14 protein-coding genes and 1 tRNA gene are annotated in these 18,371 nt (G+C 70.7%); 8 read left to right on the forward strand and 7 right to left on the reverse strand.

Annotated elements, in window-relative coordinates; all coding sequences use genetic code 11:
* Positions 1-78: 78 nt before the first annotated feature.
* The 4 genes from CG719_RS17355 to CG719_RS17370 are packed head-to-tail and all read left to right on the forward strand — an operon-like array spanning position 79 to position 4,513.
* Positions 79-1,011: a branched-chain amino acid ABC transporter permease gene (locus CG719_RS17355; protein ID WP_100569558.1), complete on the forward strand. Its 933-nt coding sequence runs from the start codon at positions 79-81 to the stop codon at positions 1,009-1,011.
* A 5-nt stretch (positions 1,012-1,016) separates the two neighbouring features.
* On the forward strand, positions 1,017-2,846 hold the full coding sequence (locus CG719_RS17360) for a branched-chain amino acid ABC transporter permease (protein ID WP_100569559.1): 1,830 nt from the start codon (positions 1,017-1,019) through the stop codon (positions 2,844-2,846).
* Positions 2,847-2,849: 3 nt separating this feature from the next.
* Positions 2,850-3,800 (forward strand): ABC transporter ATP-binding protein, encoded by a 951-nt coding sequence (locus tag CG719_RS17365; protein WP_100569560.1) that lies wholly within the window; start codon positions 2,850-2,852, stop codon positions 3,798-3,800.
* Positions 3,797-4,513: an ABC transporter ATP-binding protein gene (locus CG719_RS17370; protein WP_100569561.1), complete on the forward strand. Its 717-nt coding sequence runs from the start codon at positions 3,797-3,799 to the stop codon at positions 4,511-4,513. The genes CG719_RS17365 and CG719_RS17370 overlap by 4 nt, the downstream gene beginning before the upstream one ends.
* An 86-nt stretch (positions 4,514-4,599) precedes the next feature.
* Here the strand turns inward: CG719_RS17370 and CG719_RS17375 are convergent, their stop codons facing one another.
* Positions 4,600-5,271 carry an ANTAR domain-containing response regulator gene (locus CG719_RS17375; protein WP_100569562.1) on the reverse strand — a complete coding sequence of 224 codons (672 nt, stop codon included), beginning with the start codon at positions 5,269-5,271 and terminating at the stop codon, positions 4,600-4,602.
* Positions 5,272-5,376: 105 nt separating this feature from the next.
* Here CG719_RS17375 and CG719_RS17380 point away from each other — a divergent pair.
* Both CG719_RS17380 and CG719_RS17385 read left to right on the forward strand, forming a co-directional pair.
* Positions 5,377-5,451 (forward strand) — tRNA-Leu (locus CG719_RS17380).
* A gap of 106 nt (positions 5,452-5,557) precedes the next feature.
* The gene (locus tag CG719_RS17385; RefSeq protein WP_100569563.1) at positions 5,558-6,334 is read left to right on the forward strand and encodes a helix-turn-helix domain-containing protein; all 777 of its coding nucleotides are present in this window, start codon (positions 5,558-5,560) and stop codon (positions 6,332-6,334) included.
* A gap of 7 nt (positions 6,335-6,341) precedes the next feature.
* Here CG719_RS17385 and pyk read toward each other — a convergent pair whose 3' ends face one another.
* Positions 6,342-7,778, reverse strand: a complete 1,437-nt coding sequence (gene pyk, locus CG719_RS17390) for a pyruvate kinase (protein ID WP_100569564.1) — start codon at positions 7,776-7,778, stop codon at positions 6,342-6,344.
* Between the two features lie 163 nt (positions 7,779-7,941).
* Positions 7,942-8,661: an SIMPL domain-containing protein gene (locus tag CG719_RS17395; RefSeq protein ID WP_100569565.1), complete on the reverse strand. Its 720-nt coding sequence runs from the start codon at positions 8,659-8,661 to the stop codon at positions 7,942-7,944.
* Between the two features lie 138 nt (positions 8,662-8,799).
* Between CG719_RS17395 and CG719_RS17400 the strand changes: the two genes are divergently transcribed.
* Positions 8,800-10,623: a bifunctional metallophosphatase/5'-nucleotidase gene (locus CG719_RS17400; protein WP_100569566.1), complete on the forward strand. Its 1,824-nt coding sequence runs from the start codon at positions 8,800-8,802 to the stop codon at positions 10,621-10,623.
* Positions 10,624-10,669: 46 nt separating this feature from the next.
* On the opposite strand, the gene CG719_RS17405 is transcribed toward CG719_RS17400, so the two are convergent.
* From CG719_RS17405 to CG719_RS17420, 4 genes are all read right to left on the reverse strand, one after another.
* On the reverse strand, positions 10,670-12,076 hold the full coding sequence (locus tag CG719_RS17405) for a lysine N(6)-hydroxylase/L-ornithine N(5)-oxygenase family protein (RefSeq protein ID WP_100569567.1): 1,407 nt from the start codon (positions 12,074-12,076) through the stop codon (positions 10,670-10,672).
* Positions 12,073-13,470, reverse strand: a complete 1,398-nt coding sequence (locus CG719_RS17410) for a pyridoxal phosphate-dependent decarboxylase family protein (protein ID WP_100569568.1) — start codon at positions 13,468-13,470, stop codon at positions 12,073-12,075. Before CG719_RS17410 ends, CG719_RS17405 begins: the two co-directional genes overlap by 4 nt.
* Before the next feature lie 781 nt (positions 13,471-14,251).
* Positions 14,252-16,765 (reverse strand): aminopeptidase N, encoded by a 2,514-nt coding sequence (gene pepN / locus CG719_RS17415; RefSeq protein WP_100569569.1) that lies wholly within the window; start codon positions 16,763-16,765, stop codon positions 14,252-14,254.
* 108 nt (positions 16,766-16,873) lie between these two features.
* Positions 16,874-17,221, reverse strand: coding sequence for a chorismate mutase (locus CG719_RS17420; RefSeq protein ID WP_100569570.1), 348 nt, complete (start codon positions 17,219-17,221; stop codon positions 16,874-16,876).
* A gap of 171 nt (positions 17,222-17,392) precedes the next feature.
* Between CG719_RS17420 and CG719_RS17425 the strand changes: the two genes are divergently transcribed.
* The gene (locus tag CG719_RS17425) at positions 17,393-18,292 is read left to right on the forward strand and encodes a hypothetical protein (protein ID WP_100569571.1); all 900 of its coding nucleotides are present in this window, start codon (positions 17,393-17,395) and stop codon (positions 18,290-18,292) included.
* The last annotated feature ends 79 nt before the right edge of the window (positions 18,293-18,371 follow it).

The following is an 18,371-nucleotide window of genomic DNA, read 5'->3' on the forward strand; positions in this document are numbered from 1 at the left end:
GCGCTGTTCCACTGGCGCCCCGCGCGTACTCGCATCCGGCCACATTCGACAAACATCCGAAGTCTCGGAGGACATGCGGTGAACGAACTGCCGCAGCAGCTGGTCAACGGCCTGCTACTGGGATCCATGTACGGGCTGGTCGCCATCGGCTACACGATGGTCTATGGCATCGTCCAGCTCATCAACTTCGCCCACGGCGAGATCTTCATGACCGGCGCCTTCGGCGGACTCTCGGTCTACCTGTGGATACTTCCGAACGGCACGTCCATGTGGATCGCGCTGCCGCTCATGCTCCTCGGCGCCATCATCGTCGCCGTCCTCGTCGCCATCGGGGCGGAACGGTTCGCCTACCGTCCCCTGCGCGGCGGCCCACGCCTGGCGCCCCTGATCACCGCCATCGGCCTCTCCCTCGCCCTGCAGCAGGCGGTGTGGGCCTGGTACCCGGACGCCAAGTCCGCGCGCACCTTCCCGCAGATCGCCGGAGGCCCCTTCGAGATCGGCAACGTCACCATCCAGACCGGTGACATCTTCGTCTTCTGCGCCGCCCCCATCAGCATGGCCATCCTCGCCTACTTCGTCATGAAGACGCGCACCGGACGCGGCATGCAGGCCACCGCCCAGGACCCCGACACCGCCAAGCTCATGGGCGTCAACACCGACCGCATCATCGTGGTCGCCTTCGCCCTCGGCGCCACCTTCGCCGCCGTCGGCGGCGTCGCCTACGGCCTCAAGTACGGCGAGATCCAGTTCCGCATGGGCTTCATCCTCGGACTCAAGGCCTTCACCGCGGCAGTCCTCGGCGGCATCGGCAACATCTACGGCGCCATGATCGGCGGGCTCGTCCTCGGCGTCGCCGAGACCCTCGCCACCGCCTACATCTCCGACATCCCCGGCATGGACCAGTTCGGCAGCCAGTCCTGGGCCGACGTCTGGGCGTTCGTACTCCTCATCCTCGTGCTGCTGTTCCGGCCCCAGGGCCTGCTCGGCGAGCGCGTCGCGGACAGGGCGTGACACCGATGACCACACAGACCACCGCACCCGAAACGCCCAGCGCCCCCACCGCCGGCAGCGAACCCACCGGGCTCATCCGCATACCCGAGCAGATCGGCCGCGCCCTGGCCACCGGCGGCGCCGTCCTCACCTTCATCTCCACCTTCCTCGCCTGGACCTGGACCTCCGAGTTCTCCGGAGACCTCACGGTCTACGGCTACCCGGGCGGCCTGCAGGTCCTCGTCCTCGTCGGCGCCGTCCTCACCATCCTCTTCGCCCTCTCCTCCTACGGCATCAAGGGCCTCGGCTGGCTCACCCCGGCCGGCGCCGACGCGGCGGTCAAACTCACCGCCCTCGCCACATTCGCCACCGCCTGGTACACGGTGCTCGCCATCAGCATCGAACTCGGCGGCGTCGTCAACCTCGAACCCGGCGGCTACATCGTCGCCGTCACCAGCCTCGCCACCCTCGTCGGCGCCCTGGCCCTGCCCTTCGAACGCCCCGAACCCAACCCCGTGGACCCCGACGACGGCGGCCGGGAACAGCTCAAGCAGAAAACGGCCCACCTCCGGGAGACGCTCAAGGCCGTCTTCGCCACCGGCACCGCCCGGCCCGTCGGCAAGCTCGCGCCCTACGCCGAGATCCTCGTCATCATCGCGGCCATGGCCATCGGCCTGACCGTCTTCACCTACGGCATCGGCACCCCCGACAGCGAACTCTTCATCGGCTTCCTCATCACCGCCGGCTTCAGCTTCGCCGCCCTCGCCAAGGCCGGACTGGTGGGCCGCGTCTCGACGATCACCGCCAGGCACCGCAACATCACGATGATCGGCGCCTTCGTCGCAGCCGCCGCCTTCCCCTTCACCCAGTCCGACGACCAGTACGCGGCCATCGGCGTCTACATCCTGATCTTCGCCACCGTCGCACTCGGCCTGAACATCGTCGTCGGCCTCGCCGGCCTCCTCGACCTCGGCTACGTCGCCTTCCTCGGCGTCGGCGCCTACACCGCGGCCCTGGTCTCCGGCTCCCCGTCCTCACCTCTGCACGTCCATCTGCCGTTCTGGGCCTCCGCGTTGCTCGGCGGCGCCGTCGCCATGGTCTTCGGCGTCCTCATCGGCGCCCCCACCCTGCGACTGCGGGGCGACTACCTCGCGATCGTCACGCTCGGCTTCGGTGAGATCTTCCGCATCACCGTCAACAACACCGACGGCACCTCCGGACCCGACGTCACCAACGGCTCCAACGGCATCTCGTCGATCCCGAACCTGAACATCCTCGGCTTCGACTTCGGCCAGGAGCACACCTTCCTCGGGCTCACCATCGCCCGCTTCGCCAACTACTTCCTGCTGATGCTCCTGATCACGCTGATCGTCGTCGTGGTCTTCCGGCGCAGCAGCGACTCCCGCATCGGCCGCGCCTGGATCGCCATCCGCGAGGACGAGACCGCCGCACGCGCCATGGGCATCAACGGCTTCCGCGTCAAGCTCATCGCCTTCGCCCTCGGCGCCACCCTGGCCGGCCTCGCCGGCGCCGTCCAGGCGCACGTCACCTACACCGTGACCCCCGAGCAGTACCAGTTCGCCCACGTCGTGCCGCCCAACTCCGCCTTCCTGCTCGCCGCGGTCGTCCTCGGCGGCATGGGCACCATCAGCGGCCCCCTCGTCGGCGCGGCCCTGCTCTACCTCATCCCGGCCAAGCTCCAGTTCCTCGGCGACTACCAGCTCCTGGCCTTCGGTCTCGCACTCGTACTGCTGATGCGCTTCCGCCCGGAAGGCCTCATCCCCAACCGGCGCCGCCAGCTCGAGTTCCACGAGCAGACGGAGGCACCCGCGGTCCTCAGCAAGGCAGGGGTCTGACCCATGACTACCGACACCACCACCAAGGACACCACGCCCACCCCGGCCACCCCGGGCGAGACCGTCCTCGACGCACGCGGCGTCACCATGCGCTTCGGCGGCCTGACCGCCGTGCGCGGAGTCGACCTCACCGTCAACAGCGGCGAGATCGTAGGACTCATCGGCCCCAACGGCGCCGGCAAGACCACCTTCTTCAACTGCCTCACCGGCCTCTACACCCCCACCGAGGGCGAGGTCCGCTACAAGGGCAACGTCCTGCCGCCCAAGTCCTTCAAGGTCACCGCCGCCGGCATCGCCCGCACCTTCCAGAACATCCGCCTGTTCGCCAACATGACGGTCCTGGAGAACGTGCTCGTCGGCCGGCACACCCGCACCAAGGAAGGACTCTGGTCCGCCCTGCTGCGCGGCCCCGGATTCCACCGCGCCGAAGCCGCCTCCCGCGCACGGGCCATGGAGCTCCTGGAATTCGTGGGCCTCGCCCACAAGGCCGAGCACCTCTCCCGCAACCTGCCCTACGGCGAGCAGCGCAAGCTGGAGATCGCCCGCGCCCTGGCCAGCGAGCCGGGCCTGCTCCTCCTGGACGAGCCCACCGCCGGCATGAACCCCCAGGAGACCCGGGCCACCGAGGAACTCGTCTTCGCCATCCGGGACATGGGCATCGCCGTACTCGTCATCGAGCACGACATGCGGTTCATCATGAACCTCTGCGACCGCGTCGCCGTACTCGTCCAGGGCGAGAAGCTCATCGAGGGCGACAGCGCCACCGTCCAGCGCGACGAGCGCGTCATCGCCGCCTACCTCGGCGAACCCTTCGAAGGCGCGCCCGGCGCCGAGGAGGCCGCCGAGGTCGAGAACGCCGAGGCACAAGCCGAGGCGGCCGAGACGCAGGCAGAGGCGCAGGCAGAGGACGACACCCCGCAGGACGCCGCGCCCGGCAAGGAGAACGACCGATGACCGCACTGCTCGAAGTCGAGGACCTCCGCGTCGCCTACGGCAAGATCGAGGCCGTCAAGGGCATCTCCTTCACGGTCGAGGCCGGTCAGGTCGTCACCCTCATCGGCACCAACGGCGCCGGCAAGACCACGACGCTGCGCACCCTGTCCGGGCTGCTCAAGCCCGTCGGCGGGCAGATCAAATTCAACGGCAAGTCGCTGAAGAAGATCCCCGCCCACCAGATCGTCTCCCTGGGACTCGCCCACTCCCCCGAGGGGCGGCACATCTTCCCGCGGATGACGATCGAGGACAATCTCCGGCTCGGCGCCTTCCTGCGCAAGGACAGGGAAGGCATCGAAAAGGACATTCAGCACGCCTACGATCTCTTCGCCATCCTCGGCGAACGCAGAAAGCAGGCCGCGGGCACCCTCTCCGGCGGCGAGCAGCAAATGCTCGCCATGGGCCGGGCGCTGATGTCCCAGCCGAAACTGCTCATGCTCGACGAGCCCTCCATGGGCCTTTCGCCGATCATGATGCAGAAGATCATGGCGACCATCGCCGAACTGAAATCCCAGGGCACGACGATTCTGCTCGTCGAGCAGAACGCCCAGGCGGCGCTTTCCCTCGCCGACCAGGGGCACGTCATGGAGGTCGGCAACATCGTGCTGTCCGGCACCGGCCAGGACCTGCTGCACGACGAATCGGTCCGCAAGGCGTACCTGGGCGAGGACTGACCCCACCGGGTCACCGCCGAGACGAGAATGGGCTCGCGTCCCCTTACGGGACGCGAGCCCATTCTCTTTCCGCTGTTGTGTCCGGCTCAGTCCTTGTCGGACCCGGCGCCCTTCGCGGCCTTCTTCTCCTCGCTGTCCTGGATGACCGCCTCCGCGACCTGCTGCATCGACATGCGGCGGTCCATCGAGGTCTTCTGGATCCAGCGGAACGCGGCCGGCTCGGTCAGCCCGTACTCCGTCTGAAGGATCGACTTGGCACGGTCGACCAGCTTGCGGGTCTCCAGCCGCTGGGTGAGGTCGGCGACCTCCTTCTCCAGCTCCTTCAGCTCGGTGAACCGCGAGACGGCCATCTCGATCGCCGGAACGACGTCGCTCTTGCTGAACGGCTTGACGAGATACGCCATCGCCCCGGCGTCCCGGGCCCGCTCCACCAGGTCGCGCTGCGAGAACGCGGTGAGCATGAGCACGGGTGCGATCTGCTCCTCGGCGATCCGCTCCGCGGCCGAGATGCCGTCGAGCTTGGGCATCTTCACATCGAGGATCACCAGGTCCGGGCGGTGCTCGCGGGCCAGCTCCACGGCCCGCTCCCCGTCGCCGGCCTCGCCGACGACCTGGTAGCCCTCCTCCTCCAGCATCTCTTTGAGATCGAGCCGGATCAGCGCCTCGTCCTCGGCGATGACGACCCGGGTCGTCAGCGGAGGCACGTGCGACTTGTCGTCGTCGGACACGTCAACGGGCTGGGGCGACTCGGCGGTCACGGGGGCGCTCCTTGGTCCGGGGCGGGCGGATACTGCTCCCAAGAGCGTACCGAGCTGCGGTAAGGTGGTCAGGCAGCGGGTCGGGGGCAACCTTCGATTCGTCGGGCCCCGGTAGCCCAATTGGCAGCAGGCAATGGATTCAAAACCCATACAGTGTCGGTTCGAGTCCGACCCGGGGCACTTTTCCTTCGATTCAAAGGTCGTCACTTGCGGCGGAGGATCCCCTGTCGGGTGATCCTTCGCCGTTCGCCGTGTGTCGTCCCGACCGCTCTCGCAGAGTGCTCACATGTACGACGTCAGCACACGCAAGCGAGCCCTTTCGCTGGTCCACCAGGGCCGCAGTCTGAACTCGGTCAGCAGGGAGACCGGCGTCTCCCGCGCCACGATCCGCGCTTGGCAGACACGCGCCGAACCTCTGCACCGGAACCGCGCGATGTCATGCCCGCGTTGTCGCGACGCACCCTGGGAGCCCGAAGAGATCACGGCCTACACCTACCTGCTGGGCCTGTACCTCGGCGACGGCTGCGTCAGCTCGCTGCGCAGGGGCGTCCACTTCCTTCGCATCACGTGCGCGGACGCCTGGCCCGGCCTGATCGAAGCCTGCGCCGAGGCCATGCAACGTGTCCGTCCCGACAACAAGGTGTTCCGAGTCCAGCGCCAGGGCTGCCAGAACGTCACCTGCTACAGCAAGCACTGGCCCTGCCTCTTCCCCCAGCACGGCCCCGGCAAGAAGCACGAGCGCCGGATCACGCTCGAGCCCTGGCAGCAGGAGATGGTCGACACACACCCGTGGGAATTCGTCCGGGGCCTCATCCACTCCGACGGCTGCCGTATCACCAACTGGACGACCCGCCTCGTCGGCGGCGAGCGCAAGCGCTACGAGTATCCGAGGTACTTCTTCACCAACACGTCGGCGGACATCGTGCGGCTCTTCACCGACACCCTCGACAAGGTCCGCGTCGAGTGGAAGCCACTGCATCAGAGCCGCGCCGCCGTGACGATCTCCGTCGCCCGCAAAGCCTCCGTAGCGCTCATGGACGCTCACGTCGGGCCCAAGCACTGAGCCGGTGCTATCGGGGGCTGTCGTCCTCGCCGATGTGGTGCACCCGGACCAGGTTCGTCGAGCCCGGCACCCCGGGGGGCGAGCCCGCCGTGATCACCACCACGTCGCCCTTCTCGCAGCGGCCGTACCGCAGGAGCAGTTCGTCGACCTGCTCGACCATGGCGTCGGTCGAGTCGACGCGCGGGCCGAGGAACGTCTCGACGCCCCAGGTGGCGCTGAGTTGGGAGCGGGTGGCCGGTTCCGGGGTGAAGGCCAGCAGCGGGATGGGTGAGCGGTAGCGGGAGAGCCGGCGGGCGGTGTCGCCCGACTGTGTGAAGGCGACCAGGAATTTCGCGCCGAGGAAGTCGCCGATCTCCGCCGCCGCTCGGGCCACGGCGCCGCCCTGCGTGCGGGGCTTGTTGCGGTCGGTCAGCGGCGGCAGCCCCTTGGCCAGGAGGTCCTCCTCGGCCGCCGCGACGATGCGGGCCATCGTCCGCACCGTCCCCACCGGGTGCTTGCCCACACTGGTCTCGCCCGAGAGCATCACCGCGTCCGTGCCGTCGAGCACCGCGTTGGCCACGTCCGAGGCCTCCGCGCGGGTCGGGCGGGAGTTGCCGATCATCGAGTCGAGCATCTGCGTGGCGACGATCACCGGCTTGGCGTTCCGCCGGGCCACTTCGACCGCGCGCTTCTGGACGATCGGGACCTGCTCCAGCGGCATCTCCACGCCCAGGTCGCCGCGGGCGACCATGATGCCGTCGAAGGCGGCCACGATGTCGTCGACGGCCTCCACCGCCTGCGGTTTCTCGATCTTGGCGATGACGGGGAGACGGCGGCCCTCGTCGTCCATGACGCGGTGGACGTCGAGGATGTCCCGGCCACCGCGGACGAACGACAGTGCGACGACGTCGAAGCCGGTGCGCAGCGCCCAGCGCAGGTCGTCCTCGTCCTTCTTCGACAGGGCGGGGACCGAGACGGCGACGCCGGGCAGATTGAGCCCCTTGTGGTCGGAGATCACGCCGCCCTCGATCACCCGGGTGCGGACACGGGGGCCGTCGACGGCGGTGACCTCAAGACACACCTTGCCGTCGTCGACGAGGACGCGCTCGCCGGGGGTGACGTCCTCGGCGAGGCCCGCGTGGGTGGTGCCGCAGATGTCGCCGTCGCCCTCGACGCCCTCTTCGACGGTGATGGTGAAGGTGTCGCCGCGTTCGAGGAGTACGGGTCCCTCGCGGAAGCGGCCGAGCCGGATCTTCGGGCCCTGAAGGTCGGCGAGGATTCCGACGCTGCGTCCGGTCTCGTCGGCGGCTCTGCGTACGTGCCGGTAGCGCGCCTCGTGTTCGGCGTGGCCGCCGTGGCTGAGGTTGAAGCGGGCGACGTCCATTCCGGCGTCGACCAGTGCCTTGATCTGGTCGTACGTGTCGGTGGCGGGCCCCAGAGTACAGACGATCTTTGCTCGGCGCATGATGTGAGCCTAGGCCTTACCAGTGGGTAGACGATTGGTACGACGTGACCACTCAACAACCTTTGGATGAAGGGGTATTGACAACTGTTGAACTGTGCGGGGCGGCGCTCGGGCAAGCGTTCGTCCCGTTCGCGGACCGGAAGACGCAACGGACGTCACGTCATCACAGTCTGGGCGGTGCCATGGTGAAGCGCGCGTCGACCTGCGCGTGGACGTGCTGCCGCTCGGGTTCGAGGTCCAGGGGCGCTGCCTCGTCCTCGGGCGCGGCGCCTCCGTAGGCCTGCCTCGATCTCATCCGCCCGGGTGCCGGTGCCCAGGGCTGGGCGTTCTCCGCGCCGATGTCGGCGAGTTCGACGAGGGCCGTGAGTGAGGTGCCGAGTGCCTCGGCGTACTCCCTGGCCCGCTGGACGGCGTCCTGCACGGCCTGCCGGCTTGCCTCCCGGTGGGCCGGTGAGCCCGGGCGCAGCGCCCACCAGGGGCCGTCCACCCGGGTGAGTTCGGAGTCGGCCAGTCGGGTGGTGAGTTCTCCGAGTGCGGTGAAGTCGCAGAGTGCGGCGGTGAGGCGGACGGCTCCGTGGTAGGTGCGGACGCGCTCGCCGCGGCCGTGCCGGGCCGGTTCGGGGGTGAGGGAGAGGGCGCCGGTCTCGAGGTTCTCCACCGCCTGTCCGTAGGACTTGACGAGGTCCAGGACGTGGGCGTTGCGCCGGGTGAGGTCGTCCAGGGTGGAACGGCGGTCCTTGCCGCGGGCGGTGACGGTGATGCCGATCCGGGCGATCTCGGGGTCGACTTCCAGGTGTGCCTCGCCGCGGACGGCTATCCGGGGGGCGTCGGGGGTGCCGTAGGGGACGGCGGGGCCGGGTTCCGGAGCGGGGCCTGAGGTCATACGCCCCACTCTGTCACCGGTGGCCGGTTTTCCGCCCCTGCCGGTCATCAGATCGCAACCTTCCGGGGGTGTTGCGGTTCGCCGCGGACCGCCAGAATCTACGCGCGTCATCGACTTGTTTCACGAGGAGAACCAGACATGCCGTTGAACCGCCGGAAGTTTCTGACGAAGTCCGCCGCCACCGGGGCGGGGGTGGCGCTGACCGGCGCCGTGGCGGCTCCGGCGGCCGAGGCCGCGCCCGCCCCTGCCGCCGCGGCGGGCCAGAAGGCCGAGAAGCCGGGCAAGCGCTACTCCCTGACCGTCATGGGCACGACCGACCTGCACGGGCACGTGTTCAACTGGGACTACTTCAAGAACGGCGAGTACAGCGACGCGGCGGGCAACGCCCAGGGTCTGGCCCGGGTCTCGACGCTGGTGGACCAGGTCCGCAAGGAGAAGGGCCGTGACCACACGCTGCTCCTGGACGCCGGTGACACGATTCAGGGCACCCCGCTGACGTACTACTACGCGAAGGTGGACCCGATCACCGCCAAGCGTGGTCCGGTGCACCCGATGGCCAAGGCGATGAACGCCATCGGGTACGACGCTGTGGCGCTCGGCAACCACGAGTTCAACTACGGCATCGAGACGCTGCGCAAGTTCGAGGAGCAGTGCGACTTCCCGCTGCTCGGCGCCAACGCGGTGGACCACAAGACGCAGAAGCCGGCCTTCCCGCCCTACTTCATCAAGAAGTTCCACCAGCCGGGCGCCGCCCCGGTGACGGTGGCCGTGCTGGGTCTGACCAACCCGGGCATCGCGATCTGGGACAAGGCCTACGTCCAGGGCAAGCTGGACTTCCCGGGTCTTGAGGAGCAGGCCGCGAAGTGGGTGCCCAAGCTGCGTTCGATGGGCGCGGACGTGGTCATCGTCTCGGCGCACTCGGGCACGTCCGGGACCTCGTCGTACGGCGACCAGCTCCCGTACGTGGAGGACGCCGCCGCGAACATCGCACGGCAGGTGCCCGGCATCGACGCGATCCTGGTGGGCCACGCGCACAAGGAGATCGCGGAGCTGAAGGTCGTCAACGAGAAGACCGGCAGGACGGTCGTGCTGTCGGAGCCCCTGTGCTACGCCGAGCGGCTCTCCCTGTTCGACATCGAGCTGGTGTTCGCCAAGGGCAAGTGGGAGGTGGAGTCGGTCTCCGCCTCGCTGCGCAACACCAACACCGTCGCCGACGACCCGAAGATCACCAAGCTGCTCAAGGACGAGCACGCGAAGGTCGTGAAGTACGTCAACCAGGTGGTCGGCCGGGCGACGGAGACCCTCACCACGGTCGACGCCCGCTACAAGGACGCCCCGATCATCGACCTGATCAACAAGGTGCAGGAGGACGTGGTGAAGGCCGCGCTGGCAGGCACGCAGTACGCCGCGCTGCCGGTCGTCTCGCAGGCCTCCCCCTTCTCGCGCACCTCCGAGATCCCGGCCGGCAACGTGACGATCCGGGACCTGTCGAGCCTGTACGTGTACGACAACACGCTGGTCGCCAAGCTGATGACGGGTGGCCAGCTGCGGGCGTACCTGGAGTACTCGGCGGAGTACTTCGTGCAGACGGCCGCCGGCGCGCCGGTCGACGTGGACAAGCTGACGAACGCGGGCGGCCGCCCGGACTACAACTACGACTACGTGTCGGGCCTTCAGTACGACATCGACGTCGCCCAGCCGGCCGGTTCGCGGATCAAGAACCTGACGTTCGGCGGTGCGCCGCTGGACGACGCCCAGGAGTTCGTGATGGCGGTGAACAACTACCGGGCCAACGGTGGTGGCGCCTTCCCGTACGTGGCCTCGGCGAAGGAGCTGTGGGCGGAGTCGACCGAGATCCGTACGCGGATCGCGGAGTGGGTCACGGCGAAGGGCGAGCTGGACCCGAAGGACTTCGCGTCGCTGGACTGGAAGCTGACGCGTAACGGCACGCCGGTGTTCTGATCGGTTTCCTTCTTCCAGGGACGGCCTCGGGTCCCGTCCCGCCAGGTCAAGGCGTCAGTGCCTTGATCTGGCGGGACGGCGGGATCTGGGGCCGTCGCCGTTCCAGGCCGAAGGTGGTGAAGGCGGTGCGGGCGGGCAGCGGGTAGGCCCGTGTGCCGGTGACCGAGTTGAGGATGGTGGCGCTGCGCCAGGCGGCGAGGCCCAGGTCGGGCGCGCCGACGCCGTGGGTGTGGCGTTCGGCGTTCTGCACGTAGACGTGGCAGCCGGTGGCGGTGATGGCCGGGTCGAGGTCGAGTCGGAACTGCTCGTCGATCCGGAGGCGTTCCCTGCCGTCGCGGCGCAGGTAGGGGTCGAGTCCGGTGAGCAGGGGTGTGACGGGGCGTTCGCGGTAGCCGGTGGCGAGGACGACGGCGTCGGTGGTGTGGCGGGTGCGGGTGCCCTGTTGCAGGTGTTCGAGGTGGAGTTCGATCCGGGAGCCGGCGACCCGGCCTGCGGTGCGGACCCGGACGCCGGGGGTCAGGACGGCGTCGGGCCAGCTGCCGTCCAGCGTGCGGCGGTAGAGCTCGTCGTGGATGGCGGCGAGGGTGTCGGTGTCGACGCCCTTGTGGAGCTGCCACTGGCCGGTGACGAGCCGGTCGCGCACGGGTTCGGCCAGGGCGTGGAAGTAGCGCATGTAGTCGGGGGTGAAGTGCTCCAGGCCGAGCTTGGAGTATTCCATCGGGGCGAAGGCCTCGGTGCGGCCGATCCAGTGCAGCCGCTCGGCGCCGGCCCGGCGGTGGCGCAGCAGGTCGAGGAAGACCTCGGCGCCGGACTGTCCGGAGCCGACGACGGTGATGTGGCCGGCCGCGAGGAGGGTGTCGCGGTGGTCGAGGTAGTCGGCGGCGTGGACGACGGGGACGCCGGGGGCGTCGGCGAGGGGTTTCAGCGGGGCGGGGACGTGGGGTGCGGTGCCGATGCCGAGGACGACGTTGCGGGTGTGGGCGCGGCCGACGGCCTCCGCTTCGCCGTCGGCGTCGAGCTGGGTGAAGTCGACCTCGAAGAGGCGGAGTTCGGGGTTCCAGCGGACGGCGTCGACGTGGTGGCCGTAGCGCACGGCGGGCAGGTTCTCCGAGACCCAGCGGCAGTAGGCGTCGTATTCGGCGCGCTGGATGTGGAAGCGCTCGGCGAAGTAGAAGGGGAAGAGCCGGTCGCGGGTCTTCAGGTAGTTGAGGAAGGACCAGTGGCTGGCCGGGTCGGCGAGGGTGACGAGGTCGGCGAGGAAGGGCACTTGGAGGCGGGAGCCGTCGATGAGCAGGCCGGGGTGCCAGTGGAAGCGGGGGCGCTGTTCGTAGAAGACGGTGTCGAGGCCGGTGAGCGGGTGGGCGAGCGCGGCCAGGGAGAGGTTGAACGGCCCGATGCCGATGCCGACCAGGTCGCGGGCGGCCTGGGGGGTGTGGAGCGCGGGATGGTTCATCTGGGGGTGCTTCCTTCCACCAGTTTCAGCAGCGTGGCCAGGTCTTCGGTCCGGGTGTCCGGGTTGAGCAGGGTGGCCTTGAGCCAGAGCCGGTCGTCGAGGCGGGCGCGGCCGAGGACGGCGCGGCCTTCGGTGAGGAGTGCGCGGCGGACGGTGGCGACGGCGTCGTCGGTGGCGCCGGCGGGCCGGAACAGGACGGTGCTGATGGTGGGCCGGTCGTGGAGCTCGAAGCCGGGGTGGTCGTGGATGAGGTCGGCGAACTCGCGGGCGCGGGCGCAGACCTGGTCGACGAGGGCGCCGAGGCCGCTGCGGCCGAGGGCCTTGAGGGTGACGGCGATCTTGAGGACGTCGGGGCGGCGGGTGGTGCGCAGGGAGCGGCCGAGCAGGTCGGGCAGGCCGGCCTCGGTGTCGTCGCCGGCGTTGAGGTAGTCGGCGCGCTGGTGCAGGACGGCGAGGTCGCGGGGGTGGCGGACGGCGAGGAGTCCGGCGGCGACCGGCTGCCAGCCGAGTTTGTGCAGGTCGAGGGTGACGGTGTGGGCGGCTTCGAGCCCGGTCAGCTTGTCGCGGTGGCGTTCGCTGAACAGCAGTCCCCCGCCGTGGGCGGCGTCGATGTGCAGCCGGGCGCCGTGGGCGGCGCACAGTCCGGCGATCTCGGGGAGGGGGTCGATGAGTCCGGCGTCGGTGGTGCCTGCGGTGGCGGCTACGACGACGGAGCCGCGGGAGCCGCGGGAGCCGCCGAGGCCGGTGAGGGCGCTGTGCAGGGCGGCGGGGTCGAGGGTGCCGGAGGGGGCGGGCACGATCACGGGTTCGGGCAGGCCGAGCAGCCAGGCGGCGCGGGGCAGGGAGTGGTGGGCGTTGGCGCCGCAGACCAGGCGGACGCCGCCGCCGTGGGACTCGCGGGCGAGCAGCAGGGCGAGCTGGTTGGACTCGGTGCCGCCGGTGGTGACGACGGAGTCGGCGAGGCCGGTCTCGTGGGCGAGTGTCCGGGTGACGAGGGCTTCGAGCTCGGAGGCGGCGGGTGCCTGGTCCCAGGAGTCCAGGGAGGGGTTGAGGGCGCTGACGGCGAGGTCGGCGGCGGTGGCCACGGCGAGGGGCGGGCAGTGCAGGTGGGCCGCGCAGAGGGGGTCGGCGGGGTCGGCGGCGCCTTCGGCGAGGGCGTGGACGAGGCCGCGCAGGGCGTCGGGGTCGCCGTGCTCGGGCAGGACGTCGCCCACGGCGTCGCGTATGCGGGCGGCGACGGCGTCGGGTCCGCCGGCGGGCAGGGGGCCGCCGCGGGCGTGGCGGCCGCTGTCGAGGGCGTCGAGCACGGTGTCGAGCAGGGGCCGCAACGCGTGCGGGCCGTCGGGACCGGAGGCGAGGCGGGCGGGGTGGTGCGGGGGCGGCGGGGTGCTCATGGGACTGTCCTCCGTGGCGCGGGGGCAGGGAATTCCAGCTTGTAGGCAGTAAAGCCGGACGCGCCCGAAAGATCGACGATCGGAACCCGAAAGTGGGTACTGCCGTACGGGGAAAACGTGTTGGGGTCCCGTGGGCCTGTCCTCGGCCGGGGAAGTCGTCCCGGTGGTCCTCGGCCCGGCGCGCGAAGGGGCGGACGGGGGCCCGGTGATCTCCTCGACGGTGTGCGTGATCTCCGGGGTACGCCGACGGTGGACTCGAAGGTCTTCAGCAGGCCCAGGAGCGGGTGCGGCGGCAGGTGCGGGGAGAGCTCGGCGGCCCACGCGGCCGGCACCGGCGCCCGGAAGCCGCGTCCCGGCACCCCCACCGACCTACGGCCGCCCGCCCGGCACAGGCGCCTCCGTGCGCGACACGGCATCCCCGACGCCGCCCGCATCCAGCGGCCCGTCGCCCCGGCGACCGCAGGCGCCGCCCCGGGGCATCGGACGGCCGGTGGTGGCCGCGCCGCACACCCCGCCCGGCCGGCATCGGTGACTGGACGCCGCGTCCCGACGTCACCGACGACCGGCGGCGCCCGGCCGTGCGGGCGGACGACCGGCGGCGCCCGGCCGTGCGGGCGGACGACCGGCACTGGCGCCTTCGCACTGCGCACCGGTGCCGACATCGCCCGCGGCCGACGGCCCGCCGCCACTCCGGCGGCCGCAGGCAGCAGCCGGGGCCGACCGGGCGTCGGCGGCGACGCCGGCCGGGCCGGAGGACGGCGGGCGCGGGACGGGTTCCGGGTTACGCCTCGCGGACGCGCAGGGCGCGGGTCAGGTCGTCGAGCTGGTCGACGAGCTTGCGGCGCAGGGCCGGGGTCGGGTCGCCCTCGTCCAGGCAGGTTTCGCCCAGGCGCAGGTGGTCGGCGTCGATGGCGTGCACCGGGAACGCCCAGCGGCCGGCGGCCTCGGCGATGGCGGGGCCGCGGCGCTCGGCGAGGGCGACCGCGTCCTGGTAGAAGCGGGCGACGTAGTCCCGTACGAGATCGGCCTGCTCGGGCTGCCAGAAGCCCTTCGCGGTGGCGGTGAACAGGTAGTTCGACAGGTCGGTGCGCTCGTCGGTGGCGAACATCGACTGCCAGGCGGCGCGCTTGGCCTCGGGGTCGGGCAGCGCGGCCCGGCAGCGGGCGGCACCCTCCTGCCCGGTGGCGGACGGGTCGCGGTCGAGTTCCCCGGCGATGGCGGCCTCGTCGACGGCGCCGAGGACGGCGAGGCGGCCCAGGACGCGCCAGCGCAGCTCGGGGTCGAGTTCGGGCCCGCCGGGGACGGTGCCGTCGGCGAACCAGGCGGCGATGGTGTCCGGCTGGGCGGCGACGTCGATGGAGTGGCGCACGGCGATCAGCCGCAGGCCGGGGTTGTCGCCGTCCTCGGTGCGGCGGATGAGGTCGCGGCACAGGGCGCCGAGGGCGGCGAGGGCGGCGGGCCGCTGCTCGGGGTGGACGTACCGGTCGGCGATCTGCGCGGTGGCGAAGGCGAGGACGCCCTCGACGACGGCGAGGTCGGTCTCCTCGGGCAGGTGGGCGGAGGCGGTCGCCAGGTAGTCGGCGGGGGCGAGTTCGCCGTCGCGGACCATGTCGCGCAGCGCGTTCCACACCACGGCGCGGGTGAGCGCGTCGGGGATGCCGGACAGTCCGCGCAGGGCGGTCTCCAGGGAGGTCTCGTCCAGGCGGATCTTGGCGTAGGTCAGGTCCTGGTCGTTGGGCACGACCAGGGCGGGCCGGGTGCCGGGGCGGGGCAGGGCGGTGCCGTCCTGCGGGACGTCGGTGTCGTAGCGCTCCCGTACGACGAGGCTGCGGCCGTCGCCGAGGTCGTGGTCGTAGACGCCGACGGTGACGCGGTGCGGGCGGCTGCCGTCGCGGTCGAGGGCGAGGGTCCACTGGCCGGGCACGGCGTCGACGGACGCGGTGAGCGTGTCCACGCCGGTGGTGCGCAGCCAGGCCTCGGCCCAGGCGTGCACGTCGCGGTCGGTGGCGGAGGCGAGGGAGTCGATGAAGTCGGCGAGGGTGGCGTTGGCGAACCGGTGCCGCTTGAAGTGGGTGTTGATGCCGGCCAGGAAGTCCTTCTCGCCGAGCCAGGCGACAAGTTGCCGCAGGGCGGAGGCGCCCTTGGCGTAGGAGATGCCGTCGAAGTTGAGCAGCGCGGAGGCGGTGTCGTCGACGGCGTCGGGGGCGACGGGGTGGGTGGAGGGGCGCTGGTCGGCGTCGTAGCCCCAGGCCTTGCGGGCGACGCCGAAGTCGGTCCAGGTGTCGGTGAAGCGGGTGGCCTCGGCGGTGGTCTGGTAGCCCATGTACTCGGCGAAGGACTCGTTCAGCCAGATGTCGTCCCACCACTTGAGGGTGACGAGGTCGCCGAACCACATGTGGGCCATCTCGTGGGCGATGACCATGGCGCGGGTCTGCCGCTCGGTGTCGGTGACGGCGGAGCGGTAGACGAACTCGTCGCGGAAGGTGACCAGGCCCGGGTTCTCCATGGCTCCCGCGTTGAACTCGGGCACGAAGGCCTGGTCGTAGGAGTCGAAGGGGTAGGGCTCGTCGAACTTCTCGTGGTAGCGGTCGAAGCAGCCGCGGGTGACGTCGAGGATCTCGTCGGCGTCGGCGTCGAGGTGGGGCGCCAGCGAGCGGCGGCAGTGGATGCCGAAGGGCAGGCCGCGGTGCTCGGTGCGTACGGAGTGCCAGGGGCCGGCGGCGACGGCGACGAGGTAGGTGGAGATCAGCGGGGTGGGCGCGGCCTTCCAGACGCCGTCGCCGGTGTGCTCGGTGACGCCGTTGGCGAGGACGGTCCAGCCGTCGGGGGCGGTGACGGTGAGGTCGAAGACGGCCTTGAGGTCGGGCTGGTCGAAGGCCGCGAAGACGCGCTGGACGTCTTCCATGAACAGCTGGGTGTAGAGGTAGGTCTCGCCGTCGGTGGGGTCGGTGAAGCGGTGCATGCCCTCGCCGGTGCGGGAGTAGCGCATGGCGGCGTCGACGCGCAGTTCGTGCTCGCCGGGGGCGAGGTTCCTCAGCGGCAGGCGGTTGCCGGTGAGGTCCTGCGGGTCGAGGGGCTCTCCGTCGAGGGTGGCGGAGCGCAGCTCGGCGGGCTTGATCTCGACGAACGTGTCCGTGGTGTCCCGGCCTGCCCGTACGGTGAACCGGATCACGGTCCGGGAGTCGAAGGTGTCGTCCCCGCCGGTCAGGTCGAGGTCGACGCTGTAGCGGTGGACGTCGAGGAGCTTGGCACGGGTTTGCGCTTCGTCGCGCGTGAGTACGGACATGGACGCCATGCTGCCTGATGGCCGGTGCCGGGCACGAGGGGGTATCGCCGACGGACTCGGGACTTTACGGCCCTCGGGGGGCGCGTTGGGCGGCGCGCGGGGCCCGGGGGGCCGGCGTCAGGTCGCCGGGATCTCGCCGTTGCCCGCGTCCTCGGCGATGCGCTCGTGGTGGCGGATGACCTCCGCGATGATGAAGTTCAGGAATTTCTCGGCGAACGCCGGGTCCAGTTTGGCGTCCTCGGCGAGGGCGCGCAGCCGGGCGATCTGCCGGGCCTCGCGGCCCGGGTCGGCGGGCGGCAGCTGGTGGGCGGCCTTGAGGTGGCCGACCTGCTGGGTCGCCTTGAACCGCTCGGCGAGCATGTGGACGACGGCCGCGTCGATGTTGTCGATGCTGTCGCGCAGCCGCGCGAGCTCCTCCTGGACGGCGGGGACGGCGTCACCGGTACCGGTGTTGCTGGTGGTCATGGGCGCCCACCCTACGGTGTGGGCGGTGCTCGGACGGTGAGCGTCCGACGGGTGGTACGGCGGGTGACGCACGGAGGCGGCGGGCGCGACGAGGGTGCGGGCACGGGGCGGAACGAGGGCTCCCGCGCATAAAGTGGGAGAGGGTTCAGGGCCGTCTTTGGGGGTTCGGACGTGGCGAACGGCGGACCGGTGGTGCACGGCTACCCGCATCTGGAGACGGTGCGGGCGGCGATCACCGCGCTCTACAAGCGGCTCACGTACGGCACGGTGCAGACGTTCGCGGCCAGCGTGGCGCCGGCCGACGTCGCCTTCTGCGACACCGACGACCTGCATCTGGGGGCCCAGCGCGTGGCCCGCGAGCTGGTCGGCCACTACCGGCTGCCGGACGCCCGCATGATCGTCAGCTTCCGTGAGATGACGCACGCTGCGAGCGTCGAGCTGGCGGACGGCCCCGAGTACTTCGTGGAGCTGAACGACCGTTTCCGCACCCACCGCCGGGACATCGGCGCGGCCCTCGCCCACGAGGTGGCCCACGTCTACCTGCACCGCCTGGACCTGTCCTTCCCCGGCACCCGCGACAACGAGATCCTCACGGACACGGTGGCGGCGTATCTGGGCGCGGGCTGGCTGCTTCTCGACGCCTTCCGGGAGGACGGTGTGTCGTCGCAGAAGCTCGGCTACCTCACTCCGGAGGAGTTCGGCTATGTGCTGGCCAAGCGGGCGCTGGTGTTCGGCGAGGATCCTTCGACGTGGTTCACCAGCCCGCAGGGCTACGAGGCGTACGTCGAGGGCATGGCCCGGGCCCGCCGTGACGAGCAGCAGCCGCCGCTGACGGCGGCGGGCTGGGCGGGCCGCCGCCGGTACGCCCGCGACCGCCGGCACGCCCAGGACCACGGCCGGGAGCCCCTTCCGCAGGCGGAAGCGCCGTACTCGTTCAGCTCCGGGGGCCGCGAGCCGCTGCGGGTGTCCTTCTCCTGTCCCACCTGCCACCAGCGCATCAGGGTCCCGGTCGGGGGCCGCATGCGCGCCCGGTGCGCCCTGTGCCGCACGGTTCTGGAGTGCGACACCTGAGCCGGTCCTGACGCTGCTCCGAGCCCTTCGCGATTCCGGGATCACTGGCCCCACCTTCACCATCCGTCACAGCAGTTCG

It is taken from the genome of Streptomyces sp. CB01373 (assembly GCF_002803075.1).
GTDB lineage: Bacteria > Actinomycetota > Actinomycetes > Streptomycetales > Streptomycetaceae > Streptomyces.